The 10,650-nt window shown below is 30.0% G+C and carries 8 protein-coding genes and 1 pseudogene; 4 read left to right on the top strand and 5 right to left on the bottom strand.

Annotation, left to right across the window (positions count from 1 at the left end; genetic code table 11):
• From AB1Z17_RS02140 to AB1Z17_RS02120, 5 genes and pseudogenes are all read right to left on the bottom strand, one after another.
• A pseudogene (locus AB1Z17_RS02140) lies at window positions 1-398 on the bottom strand (UDP-N-acetylglucosamine 1-carboxyvinyltransferase); the annotation flags it as partial.
• 12 nt (window positions 399-410) lie between these two features.
• Complete coding sequence (locus tag AB1Z17_RS02135; RefSeq protein WP_368050142.1) at window positions 411-1,043, bottom strand: DUF4290 domain-containing protein; 633 nt, start codon at window positions 1,041-1,043, stop codon at window positions 411-413.
• 62 nt (window positions 1,044-1,105) lie between these two features.
• Complete coding sequence (locus AB1Z17_RS02130; protein ID WP_368050141.1) at window positions 1,106-3,433, bottom strand: ATP-dependent helicase; 2,328 nt, start codon at window positions 3,431-3,433, stop codon at window positions 1,106-1,108.
• Window positions 3,434-3,501: 68 nt separating this feature from the next.
• Window positions 3,502-4,728 (bottom strand): hypothetical protein, encoded by a 1,227-nt coding sequence (locus AB1Z17_RS02125; protein WP_368050140.1) that lies wholly within the window; start codon window positions 4,726-4,728, stop codon window positions 3,502-3,504.
• Window positions 4,729-4,869: 141 nt separating this feature from the next.
• Window positions 4,870-5,790 carry a patatin family protein gene (locus tag AB1Z17_RS02120; protein WP_368050139.1) on the bottom strand — a complete coding sequence of 307 codons (921 nt, stop codon included), beginning with the start codon at window positions 5,788-5,790 and terminating at the stop codon, window positions 4,870-4,872.
• Window positions 5,791-5,837: 47 nt separating this feature from the next.
• Here AB1Z17_RS02120 and AB1Z17_RS02115 point away from each other — a divergent pair, with 47 nt between their 5' ends.
• The 4 genes from AB1Z17_RS02115 to AB1Z17_RS02100 all read left to right on the top strand — a co-directional run.
• On the top strand, window positions 5,838-6,875 hold the full coding sequence (locus tag AB1Z17_RS02115) for a WD40/YVTN/BNR-like repeat-containing protein (protein ID WP_368050138.1): 1,038 nt from the start codon (window positions 5,838-5,840) through the stop codon (window positions 6,873-6,875).
• Window positions 6,876-6,883: 8 nt separating this feature from the next.
• Window positions 6,884-7,441 carry a hypothetical protein gene (locus AB1Z17_RS02110; RefSeq protein WP_368050136.1) on the top strand — a complete coding sequence of 186 codons (558 nt, stop codon included), beginning with the start codon at window positions 6,884-6,886 and terminating at the stop codon, window positions 7,439-7,441.
• A gap of 63 nt (window positions 7,442-7,504) precedes the next feature.
• A complete protein-coding gene (gene pepT, locus AB1Z17_RS02105) occupies window positions 7,505-8,737 on the top strand; it encodes a peptidase T (protein WP_368050135.1) in 1,233 nt (410 codons plus the stop codon).
• A gap of 200 nt (window positions 8,738-8,937) precedes the next feature.
• Window positions 8,938-10,650, top strand: a 1,713-nt coding sequence (locus tag AB1Z17_RS02100) for an AIR synthase-related protein (protein ID WP_368050134.1), incomplete at its 3' end; no start/stop codon positions are given.

Below are 10,650 nucleotides of genomic sequence, written 5' to 3'. Positions count from 1 at the left end.
TCAAAATGAGTATCTAACCTTCTTCTTCCAATTTTATCGCCTCCAGGTCTTGGAATGTATCCCTTTCCAAAACGGGCTAATAACGGACCAACAATCATAATAGAACCTCTTAAAGAACTTCCGTCTTGTTTGAACTTTTCAGATTCTAAATATTCAAGCGTTAATTCATCCGCTTGAAAAGTATAAGTATCACTTTCAATTTTTTCAATTTTAACACCTAACTCTCCAAGAATATAAATTAACTTATTAACATCTCTAATATCTGGAATATTACTTATTGTAACTTTTTCTTCAGTTAATAAAACTGCACAAATTACTTGTAAAGCCTCATTTTTAGCGCCTTGTGGAGTTATCTCTCCACTTAATTTATGACCTCCTTCAATTACAAATGTTGCCATTATTTTACTGGTTTATTTATATTTATGTGTTTTTTTTCTTGAATCTTGTTGCCTTCCTTTAGTTGCTGTTTTTCTTTTCCGCATTAAGTCTTTTACTTCAGACAAGGTTTCTGTACTTTCGGTAAGGTCTATTTTATTATGGGACAATTCCTTCAAATGTTTAAATATTACTTTATCCTCAACGGTATCTTTATTCCAGTTTAAGTAACATTTTTTCATGTGATTGGCAATTGCATAGTACAATGCATTTCGTTCTTCACTTTCTTCCCATGTTAGAGCAACATCAATCATAGTTTGGATATTATTTCCATAAAACCTGTATTTAGATGCAGATTTAGGATATGCCAAAGGTTCTGGTTTTGCTTGTAGCTCTTCTTTTAAAGGTTTATCGTAAGGAGATTCTACGTCCAATTTAAAATCAGACATAATAAATAACTGATCCCAAAGTTTATGTTTAAAATCTGGCACATCTCGTAAATGAGGTTGTAAATTCCCCATTACATCAACAATAGCTTTTGCCATTTTATTGCGTTCTTCAACATCTTCCAGCGCAACACAATTATCTACTAATTTTTGAATATGTCTTCCATATTCAGGTATTATTAAATGAGGTCGCTCCCCATTGTATTCTAAATCAAATTCCATCTATCTTTTCTCTTTTTATTTTATGCAAATTACGCTATTAATATTTGTTTTACAAGGTTATTCTAGCTTATAATTGTAAGCTTAGCAAATTGTAGAAGTAACTTTTTTACACCAACCGAGGAAAATCTAATTTCAGCTTTTTGGTTTGCACCATTACCTTCTAAACTCAATACTTCACCCTTACCAAACTTTGAATGATTTACAACGTTACCAACAACAATATTATTGTCGAATAAATTAGCTTTCGTACTTGTAGAATTGGTGACTTTTTTTAAATTTTTTGGTGGCTGAAACTCTATTTTAGGGGCTGTATTATTTTTAACAGGAGTGCGCTGAATTGGTTTTTTAAATCTTATTTTATTTTGAGGAACACTTCCAAAAATATCTTCATTAATAAATTTAGTTTGAGTGTGTTTAGGTTCTTTAACTGTTAAATACTCTAAATATTTCTCGTCTATTTCTTCTAAAAATCGACTTGGCTCACAATCTACCAATTTACCCCAACGATAGCGCGTTTGAGCATACGTTAAATAGGCCTGTTTTTCAGCTCTTGTAAGTGCTACATAGAACAATCTTCTTTCTTCTTCAAGCTCACTTCGTGTATTCATGCTCATTGCAGAAGGAAACAGATTTTCTTCTAAACCAACTATATAAACATACGGAAATTCCAATCCTTTTGCTAAATGAATTGTCATTAATGAAACTCTTGGAGTATCGTCTTTTTTATCGTTATCAAAATCGGTAGCTAGTGCAACATCTTCTAAAAAAAAGGCTAAAGAATCGTCTTCATCTTTTTCTTTTTGAACTTCAATAAAATCTTTAATACCATTTAATAATTCCTGCACATTTTCAATTCTACTAACTCCTTCTGGAGTGCCATCTTTTTCTAAATCGCGAATTAAACGGGTTTGTTTTACAACAAATTCTGCAACTTCAAAAGCATTTTTAGATTGTGCTTCAATTTGAAAATGTTGAATCATTGTAATAAAACCATCAAGTTTATTTTTAGTTCCTGAATTTAATTTTAAATCGTACTTATTCAAGTTTTTAAGCAACTCGAAAATTGATATTTTATAATGATTTGCGGCAACTGAAAGTTTATCAATAGTACTCGCTCCAATACCTCGCATTGGATAATTTATAACTCTTTTAAGCGCTTCTTCATCATTTGGGTTTATTAATAAACGTAAATAACCAAGTGTGTCTTTTATTTCTTTTCGCTGGTAAAAAGACAATCCGCCATAAATTCTATGTTTAATATCTTTTTTTCTAAGCGCATCTTCCAATGCTCTAGATTGTGCGTTTGTTCTATATAAAATTGCAAAATCAGAGTTTTTCAATTGCAAATTCATCATATTATCAAAAATAGAATCTGCTATAAACCTGCCTTCTTCACCCTCGGTATAAGTCCGCATTACTTTTACTTTTGGGCCTTCGCTATTTTCAGTCCAAACTTCTTTTTCTAACTTGGTTTTATTTTTTTCAATTACAGAATTTGCCGCCTGAACTATATTATTTGAAGAACGGTAATTTTGTTCTAATTTAAAAATTTGAACTTTATCGTAATCGCGTTGAAAGTTTAAAATATTCTGAATATTTGCACCTCTAAATGCATAAATACTTTGAGAATCGTCTCCAACAACACAAATATTTTGAAATCGATCTGCCAATGCTCTAACAATTAAATATTGTGAATGGTTTGTATCTTGATACTCATCAACCAAAATATATTTAAACCTATCTTGGTATTTAGCCAAAATTGCAGGAAAACGTGTTAATAACTCGTTAGTTCTCAACAATAAATCGTCAAAGTCCATTGCTCCAGCTTTAAAACAACGTTCAACATATTGATGGTAAATTTCACCCATTTTAGGACGCTGTGCCATTTTATCGGCTTCAATTAACTCTGGGTCGTTATAATATGCTTTTACAGTAATTAAACTATTTTTAAAGGATGAAATTCTGCTTAAAACCTGTTTTGGTTTGTATTTATCTTTGTCTAATTGTAGTTCTTTAATTATAGAAGAAAGCAATCTTACCGCATCTTGCGTGTCGTAAATTGTAAAATTTGAAGGATAACCTAAATGTGCTCCTTCAGAACGTAAAATACGTGCAAAAACTGAGTGAAATGTTCCCATCCACAGGTTTTTAGCTTCTGAAGTACCAACAACATCTGCAATCCTGTTTTTCATTTCTCGTGCAGCTTTATTGGTAAAAGTCAACGATAAAATATTAAACGAATCAACACCTTGATTCATTAAATGTGCTATTCTATAAGTTAACACTCGTGTTTTACCAGAACCAGCACCAGCAATAATTATCATGGGTCCTTCTTTATGAACAACAGCCGCTTTTTGAGATTCGTTAAGATTTTCTAAGTAATTTATCACAGGAATTCTTTAAAATTCAAAAGTACTATTACAAATTAAGTTAAACAATAAAAGTTATTGACAAATAATTATTTATTCGAAATTACAGGTTTTACAAACTGACCAATAAAAATTTGAATAATACCAATAACAATAAAAAAACTAAAAATTAGTAAAATAATTGTGTAGTTAGTTATTGGTTTTTGTTTCAATAAGAGTAAAAATCCTTGAAGAAATAGCAATAATTCTGTAAAAAAAATTCCTGTTAGAAAAAATCCGATTCCAACTTTTGAAATAATTGAGTTTATAGAAATATCTTTCAACTGTTTTAAAATTAAAAGCAACAAAACACTCATAAAAGCCAAGGTAAAAAGATGCAAATACCCAATGATAAAATATGGTTTTAAAGCCAATGACTTTTCAACAAAATATGGAAATGAAGAGGCTAATTGCGCTAAAATTTTTAATGAATATGCAACCATTGCAAATTTTAATAATATTTTCGAAGTATAACCCCACCTTATTTGAACTAAAATTTGTTTTAATATTTTAAAAAGAAATACTAATGAAATAAACTGTAAAACCGAAGCTAAAAAACCGATTATATTAAAAGTTATAGATTTTGTGCTCCATAAAACAGATAATATATATGCCGGAATACAGGCTATATTTAGAAAAATAAAAAAGTACTTTTTTAATGAAGTTGAGATGGTAATTAGATGATTCTCAAGAATTTTAAATAACATACCAAACAACGTAAAAACAAAGAAACCATTGTATAAAAAATGTAAGTAAAAATAAACTGAATTATAATACAAATTTGTTTTGCCTTGTGTTATAATTACAAATGCTAAAAACCAAGTTGCTAAACTTGAAATTAAGTAATAATAAATTCCATATTTAATCAACTTAATTGAAATACTTTCACCTGTTAAATCCTTTAATATTCTAAAAGATAGCACATAAGTCGTAATTCCAAATACTGAAAGCAATACTATAGAAAACACCTTGTAACCACTTAATAAAAAGCTAAATAGCATTAAAATAATTGTTGTTATAACAATAGCTAATGTAACTTTATAAACAGGTAAGTTTGTTTTCTCTTTACATATAAATAATTCAAAAACTCCATAAATTACAGCTAAATATCCCCAACCTAAAAAAGCTACATGAGAATGACCCTGTAACAGATTTTTATAAGAAATTAATGCGGATGGAAAAGCAAAATTCCAGCGTAACACCAAGCCATAAAATGCTGAAAATATGAATAACAGTATTGAAATTAATATAAGTGTTCTGTTGTTTCTAAATAGCATTAATTAATAATTTTATAATACAAATAAACATTAAAATTTAGAACAAAAAAAGTGACGTAAATTAAAGTCTAGAATTATTATTTTTTCAAAATTATTAAAGAGCTATTCAAATTAACAAAATGCCTAGAATTAAAACTAATTTTAATCCAATACATCAGCTCTAAATTCATTCATACTTTCATTATCCATATTTTTAGCATATTCGAATCCTGCTTTCCACCATTTTGTCATTAATTTTTTATCAAAAATCAAAGAATTGGTTGTTAAAACTGTTGGTGTGTAATATAAATTAAGTTTTACATCGTTATGTTTTGCAGATAATTTTCCAATTGTAATATTATGTCTTTCAACATGCTCTAACATAAAATCAAATACACTAAATAACAAAGAGAACGCATTTTTAGATTGCATTCTATTAATTTGAGTGACTTCAGTTTCTAAAATTATTGCATCAATTTCTGTAGCTCCTCGTAAAATTGCTTGTTTAATAGGAACCAAACAACCGAAACCACCATCTGCATATTGACAGCCATTTTTAACCAACAAACTCATAAAAGGTACATAATTACACGAAGCCCAAATCCAATCGCAAAAATCGTTATAACTACAATCTCTAATAGATTTATATTCTACTTTATTTAAAGATAAATTTGAAACAGTAACAATGGCATCCACTTCACTTTCAAGTATTTGATTGTAAATTTCTTCTGTGATTTCTTTTTTTATAAGCTTTCGTAAATTTTTACTTTCTCCAAAAGTTTTTCTGCCGTTAATAAAATTCCACAAGGTATTCAAATGGTTAATTGTAATTACCTTTTCACCATGCTGTTTTTTAATTACAAATGGATTATTACTAAATATAGAATGTTGATTTACAGAAGTATATATTCTTTTTAAAGCATCAACATCACCAAGTGCCAGATGAGAAACCATTAAACTTCCTGTTGAAGACCCCACAAATAAATCGTACTTATTTTGTTTATTATTCAGTAAATATTGAGCAACTCCCCCTCCAAACGCACCTTTACTACCACCGCCTGAAATTACCAACGCTTTCTTCATTAAAATACCAATGTTTTAATTAATTTAGTCGCATAAAAATATTAAAAATGAAAAGAACAGCATTACTAATTACAATCTTATTTTTTTTAATTTCTTGTAATGAAGTCTATAAACCGCGTGAAAACATAACAATTTCTATAGAAAAATTTAAATTAGACAGTACAAGTATCCGTGCTATTGAAATTGTAAACGACTCTTCAATTGTTTATGCAGGGTCCAAAGGCGATTTAGGAATTTTAACAAGCTCAGGTAAATTTATTGGAACAAAGAATATAATTACAGATACCATTATTCCGCATTTTAGAGCCTTAGCGTACACAAAAAATGCTGTATTTGCTTTAAATATTTGCAATCCTGCGCTGCTTTATAAATATCAAAATAGTACTATTGAAATTGTTTATAAAGAAGAAAATGAAAAAGTTTTTTATGATTCAATGAAATTTTTTGATGCATTAAACGGTATTGCAATGGGAGATCCAACCGACACTTGTTTATCTATATTAATTACGCGAGATGGAGGAAATACATGGGGAAAAATAAAATGTGAAGATTTACCAATAATTGAAGAAGGAGAAGCTGCCTTTGCTGCAAGTAACACAAATATTGCAATTGTTGGTGAAAATGCTTGGATTGTAACAGGCGGAAAAAAAGCAAGGGTTTTTCATACTTCAGATATGGGATTAACGTGGAATGTTTATAACACACCCATTATCCAAGGAAAAAGTACGACTGGTATTTACACAGTCGATTTTTATAACGAAAAACAAGGAATTATTTGTGGAGGCGATTATTTAGATAAATTTGGAAACTCAGCAAACAAAGCAATTACTAAAGATGGTGGTAAAACTTGGAAAATTGTTACAGAAAACGCCTCACCAAAATATGTTAGTTGCGTGCAATACGTACCAGAAACAGAAGGAAAAGAAATATTTGCTGTTTCTACTAATGGCATATTTTATTCAAAAAATTATGGTGAAAATTGGGAAAAAGTAAGTCATGAAGGTTTTTATTCCATCCGGTTATTTGATAAAAATACGGCTTGGTTATCTGGAAATAATATTATTGCCAAAATGAATATAAATTAATTTTAATAATGAAAAATAGTATCGTCTTTATATTTGTGATATTTCTAGTTTTTGGTTGCAAAAAACAATCAGAATTAAGTAAAACGTTCAATTGCAACACCTCTAAATTAAGTAATCTTGAAACTTATTCCGACTTTAAGAAAAACTTTAAAATACAAATTCCAACTAATTGGAAAAAAGAATTATACTATAATGAATTTCAATCTGAAATATTTACTGCAGACACCACAAAACAATTATCGGAAACCTATATCTTAGATACTGCTTTTAATTTTGGAAACTTAGAATTTAATGAAGAATTTTATAAAAAAACAGATTCAATTTTAGCAATTTCAAACCTTCAAAAAGTAAAAGCTGGATCGCTTCAATTTAAATCAAAACCAGCATATTGGTATCTTGTAACAGGAACTAAAAAAGGATTTAAATACAATCAATTCAATCTTATGGTTAAACTTTCAAAAGAAACTTATTTTACGGCGTATTCAGAAATATATGGAACTGATAAAATTGATGAACGGATTTGCGAATCCATTTCTATACTCGATAATATTGAATTTTTACAATAAATTTAGATAATTAGATTGCAAATCCTCAACTGAATACTTACTTTTGATAAAAAATTAAATAAAATGCAAAAAATAATAGATAGATTCGTTAAATATGTTAAAATAGACACACAATCTGACGAAAACAATCCAGCCTTTCCAAGTACTGAAAAACAATGGAATTTAGCAAAAGTTTTAGTCGAAGAACTTAATGAAATTGGTATGCAAGACGTTACTTTAGACGACAATTGCTATGTAATGGCGACCTTACCTTCAAATGTGGATTTTAAAGTACCAACCATTGGTTTTGTTGCTCATATTGATACAAGTCCAGATTATTCGGGTACAAATGTAAATCCTCAATTTCATCCAAATTACGATGGAAAAGATATAATTCTTAATTCAGAACAAAACATTGTGCTTTCGCCAAGCTATTTTGATGATTTATTACTTTATATAGGTCAGACAATAATTACAACAGATGGTACTACCCTTTTAGGCGCTGATGATAAAGCAGGTGTTACTGAAATAGTTTCTGCAATGGAATATTTAATAAATAATCCACAAATTAAACATGGAAAAATTAGAATTTGCTTTACTCCAGATGAAGAAGTTGGTAAAGGTGCTCATATGTTTGATGTTGAAAATTTTGGTGCAGAATGGGCTTATACAATGGATGGAAGTCAGGTTGGAGAGCTTGAATATGAGAACTTTAACGCTGCCGGTGCTAAAGTAACTATCAATGGAAAAATTGTACATCCTGGATATGCTAAAGGTAAAATGATAAATTCTATGCTAATTGCAAATGAATTTATGGCAGCATTACCAAAAAATGAAATTCCACAAGAAACTGAAGGTTACGAAGGTTTTTATCATTTACACGGAATGTCTGGTGAAGTTGAAAAATCTACGTTGGATTATATTATAAGAGATCACGATTTTAAATTGTTTGAAGAACGTAAAGTTACTTTTCAGAAAGTAGCAGATGCTTTAAATAAAAAATTAGGCAGCGATTTAGTGCAAGTTGAAATAAAAGACCAATATTTTAATATGCGTGAAAAAATTGAACCTGTAATGCATATTGTAGATATTGCTGAGGAAGCCATGAAACAATTAAATATTACACCACTTATTAAAGCAATACGAGGTGGAACAGACGGTTCTCAATTATCTTACAAAGGTTTACCATGTCCAAATATTTTTGCTGGCGGACATAATTTCCACGGAAGATATGAGTATATAGCTGCAGAATCTTTGCAATTAGCAACAGATGTTATTGTGAAAATTGCTGAAATTACAGCTGAAAGAGTAAAATAAATAAATCTTACTCATTTTAATTATATAAACCCTAATAGTTTTTATTACTATTAGGGTTTTCTATTATTTACAATTACCAATTCACAAGATTGTTTAAAACTCATTTAATAACTGTTTAAATTCTATAAAAAGTAACAAAGAGAATTCTAATAATTTGGTTAAATTTGCACTTTCTAACTAAATTCTAATAAATCCTACATATGATTCATTTCTTTGGAAACCAAAACAGTAAAATTTATGCTGTGCAAACGTTAAAAGAACTTTCGCAAGAAACTAATCAAAAATTAAACTGGCTTTTTGGCAATCAGCCAAGGCTTGAAGAAGCATCAATCGATGCTTTTTTTATTGGTCCTCGTGCTGCAATGATTACTCCTTGGAGTACAAATGCAGTTGAAATCACTCAAAATATGGGGATTGAAGGAATTATTAGAATTGAAGAATTTACAGCTTCAAATGAAAAAGAAAAATTTGACCCAATGATTTTTCAGAAGTTTGAAGCATTAAACCAGAAAATATTTACTATAAATAGTATCCCAGAACCTGTTTTAGATATTGAAGATATTGCTGCATACAACCAACAAGAAGGTTTATCATTAAACGATGAAGAAGTTGAATACCTAAATAATTTAAGCAAAAAAATTGGAAGAAAACTAACCGATTCAGAAGTATTTGGTTTTTCACAAGTAAATTCTGAGCATTGTCGTCATAAAATTTTTAATGGAACTTTTGTGATTGATGGTGAAGAAATGCCAAGTTCATTATTTAAATTAATTAAAGAAACTTCAAAACAACATCCTGGGGGAATTGTTTCTGCATATAAAGACAATGTTGCTTTTGTAAAAGGGCCAACTGTTGAGCAATTTGCTCCAAAATCGGCTGATAAGCCTGATTTTTATGAAAAAAAGGATTACAATTCGGTAATTTCATTAAAGGCCGAAACTCATAATTTCCCAACTACTGTTGAGCCTTTTAACGGAGCCGCAACTGGATCTGGAGGCGAAATCAGAGATCGTTTAGCTGGTGGAAAAGGCTCTTTACCATTGGCAGGTACGGCAGTTTATATGACTTCTTATTCTCGTTTAAATGATGAACGCCCTTGGGAAAAAGGAATGCAAGAACGCCAATGGTTATACCAAACTCCTATAGAAATTTTAATAAAAGCATCAAACGGAGCTTCAGATTTCGGAAATAAATTCGGTCAACCTTTAATTTCTGGTTCAGTATTGACTTTTGAACATGACGAACAAAAAGACATTTCGACTCCGCTTAACGTGACAAATAGAAAATTAGGATTCGATAAAGTAATTATGCAAGCTGGTGGTGTTGGTTATGGAAAAGCTGAACAAGCTATAAAAGACACACCAAAAGAACACGATAAAATTGTAATTCTAGGAGGTGAAAACTACAGAATAGGTATGGGTGGCGCTGCAGTTTCATCTGCCGACACTGGAGAATTTGCAAGTGGTATTGAATTAAATGCTGTGCAACGTTCAAACCCTGAAATGCAAAAGAGAGCTGCAAATGCCATTCGTGGGATGGTAGAAAGTGATGTGAATCCAATTGTTTCTATTCACGATCACGGTGCTGGTGGTCATTTAAATTGTCTATCTGAGCTAGTTGAAGATACTGGTGGTTTAATTGATTTAGATAAATTACCTGTAGGAGATCCTACCCTTTCGGCAAAAGAAATTATTGGAAACGAATCTCAAGAACGTATGGGGTTGGTTATTGGAGAAAAAGATGCTGAAACCCTAAAACGTATTGCCGAAAGAGAACGTTCTCCTTATTATGAAGTGGGTGAAGTTACAAACAATAACCGTTTTACTTTTCAATCTAAAACTACTGGTGAAAAACCAATGGATTTAGAGTTGAATGATATGTTTGGTAGTTCTCCAAAAACAATTATGAACGAT

It is taken from the genome of Lutibacter sp. (assembly GCF_040883305.1).
Classification (GTDB): Bacteria; Bacteroidota; Bacteroidia; order Flavobacteriales; family Flavobacteriaceae; genus Lutibacter.
The sequence above is the reverse complement of the archived record's forward strand: the minus strand, read 5'-3'. Positions and strand labels throughout refer to the sequence as shown.

Bases quoted from the DNA above. Each gene is read 5' to 3' on its own strand.
- AB1Z17_RS02115 (WP_368050138.1), top strand. From the start codon at position 5,838: ATGAAAAGAACAGCATTACTAATTACAATCTTATTTTTTTTAATTTCT.
- AB1Z17_RS02135 (WP_368050142.1), bottom strand. From the start codon at position 1,043: ATGGAATTTGATTTAGAATACAATGGGGAGCGACCTCATTTAATAATA.
- AB1Z17_RS02125 (WP_368050140.1), bottom strand. From the start codon at position 4,728: ATGCTATTTAGAAACAACAGAACACTTATATTAATTTCAATACTGTTA.
- AB1Z17_RS02110 (WP_368050136.1), top strand. From the start codon at position 6,884: ATGAAAAATAGTATCGTCTTTATATTTGTGATATTTCTAGTTTTTGGT.
- pepT (WP_368050135.1), top strand. From the start codon at position 7,505: ATGCAAAAAATAATAGATAGATTCGTTAAATATGTTAAAATAGACACA.
- AB1Z17_RS02120 (WP_368050139.1), bottom strand. From the start codon at position 5,790: ATGAAGAAAGCGTTGGTAATTTCAGGCGGTGGTAGTAAAGGTGCGTTT.